The following is a 1957-nucleotide window of genomic DNA, read 5'->3' on the forward strand; positions in this document are numbered from 1 at the left end:
AAGTTTCAAAGCCAAAAGATATCACCGGAGGTTTGCCTAGAGTTGCGGAACTTTTTGAAGGAAGAAAACCTAAAAATTCGGCGATTGTGTCTGAAATTGATGGGATTGTTCACCTAGGTGGAGCTACTGCAAAAGGCAGCATAAAAGTTGAAGTTGAAAACACTGAAACTAAGATAAAGAAAAATTATCTTATTCCTTCAGGACGCCATTTGGTTGTTTATGAAGGTGACAGAGTTAAAGAGGGGGAAGTTCTTTCCGACGGAGCATTAAACCCTCACGATATTCTTAAGGTTAAAGGTCCTAAAGAAGTTCAAGAATATCTCGTTAACGAAATTCAACAGGTTTACAGACTTCAGGGCGTAACTATAAACGATAAGCACATTGAAATTATGGTAAGACAGATGTTGTCTAACGTAAGAATAATGGATTCAGGTGATAGCCAGTATCTAAACGGTGAAATTGTTTCTAAACATAAATATGAAGCTGATAGGAAAGCTATAAAAGCAAATAAAGGAAAACCTCCCGTTGCTCACCCAATTCTTTTAGGTATAACTAAAGCTTCATTGTCTTCGGATTCATTTATTTCAGCTGCATCCTTCCAGGAGACTACAAGAATTTTGACTGAAGCTGCTGTTTCAGGACAAGTCGATCACTTGATAGGGTTGAAAGAGAATGTTTCAATAGGACACCTTATACCAGCAGGAACAGGGTTGGTTTCAAAAACAGGAAACGGTAAATAAAATTATTTTGAGGAAAACAATGCCAACGATTAATCAGTTGATTGCAGATGGAAGAAAAGACGTAATAAGAAAAACAAAATCACCAGCCCTTAAGAACTGCCCGCAAAGAAGAGGTGTTTGTACAAGAGTTTATACAACTACTCCTAAAAAACCTAATTCAGCTTTGAGGAAAGTTGCAAGGGTGAGACTTACTTCAGGATATGAAGTTTCTTCATATATTCCTGGCGTAGGGCATAATCTTCAGGAGCATTCTTTGGTTCTTATTCGCGGTGGGCGTGTAAAAGATTTGCCGGGCGTGCGTTACCATATTGTTAGAGGAACTTTGGATACAACTGGAGTTGACGGGCGCAAACAAAGCAGAATCAATAATGTATAAGTCTTTTGACATAATAAAAGAAAAAACAGGGGAAGATCCTGTTGCTGTTTTCAACAGAGCTTTAGAAAATATAAGACCTCTTCTTGAAGTAAAACCTCGCAGGGTCGGCGGAGCAACATACCAAGTTCCTATGGAAGTGCCTATGGCGCGTTCTATGACTCTTGGTATTAACTGGATCATAGAAATTGCTAGAGGCAAAACTGGTAAACCTATGTGCGATAGGCTTGCTCAAGAAATAATTGACAGCAGCAAAAAAGAAGGCGCTGCGATTAAGAAGAAGGAAGATACGCATAAAATGGCGGAAGCGAACAAAGCCTTTGCCCACTATAGATGGTGATGCCGGCTTATTTTAAATTTATGCTTCTTTACGCATCAGTTCTACTTACCAACGTATGCTTTGCTGCTGCCAGCGTCGCTTAAACTCAAAATAGTTCGATAAATTTGTTCTTTTGTTCTACATGCAAAAGACAGAGTCCAGAAGTTGCAGAGGCCGAGCCCAGTTGTTAAAGTGTTAAGCAGTTGCTTAAAAAATAGTGAGGAAAATAATTTTATCATTTTGGATGAAGTTGCAGAAGCTAGGTTAAGTTTTTAACTATAATTTGTGTATATAAGTTGAGAAGTATATGGCCAGAGTATAAAATATTATATTATTTTGTTTTATGTTCAAGGTGTGCTTCTTTTGCTAGTCTTAAGTAAAAATCGTCTTGCTAAGCCTGGAGAAGATCCTTGTTTTATAGAAAAGATGAATAAAGATAAAGTGTATAGAGATGCAAAAAGGAGCAAAATAGAAATTGTCTCCTAGACCTTCTCTCGCTGAAATTGGTTGTAATTGAATATTGGT

Annotated in this window: 2 protein-coding genes and 1 pseudogene; all 3 read left to right on the forward strand. The window is 37.7% G+C overall.

Annotated features, from left to right (window positions below):
- Positions 1-740: pseudogene (locus tag LE179_RS06490) on the forward strand (DNA-directed RNA polymerase subunit beta'); the annotation flags it as partial.
- Positions 741-759: 19 nt separating this feature from the next.
- Positions 760-1116, forward strand: coding sequence for a 30S ribosomal protein S12 (gene rpsL / locus LE179_RS06495; protein WP_374129557.1), 357 nt, complete (start codon positions 760-762; stop codon positions 1114-1116).
- Positions 1046-1453 (forward strand): 30S ribosomal protein S7, encoded by a 408-nt coding sequence (gene rpsG / locus LE179_RS06500; RefSeq protein ID WP_374129558.1) that lies wholly within the window; start codon positions 1046-1048, stop codon positions 1451-1453. The genes rpsL and rpsG overlap by 71 nt, the downstream gene beginning before the upstream one ends.
- Positions 1454-1957 lie beyond the last annotated feature (504 nt).

Origin of the sequence: Candidatus Endomicrobiellum agilis, from assembly GCF_020328115.1 — a bacterium.
Lineage (GTDB): Bacteria > Elusimicrobiota > Endomicrobiia > Endomicrobiales > Endomicrobiaceae > Endomicrobiellum > Endomicrobiellum agilis.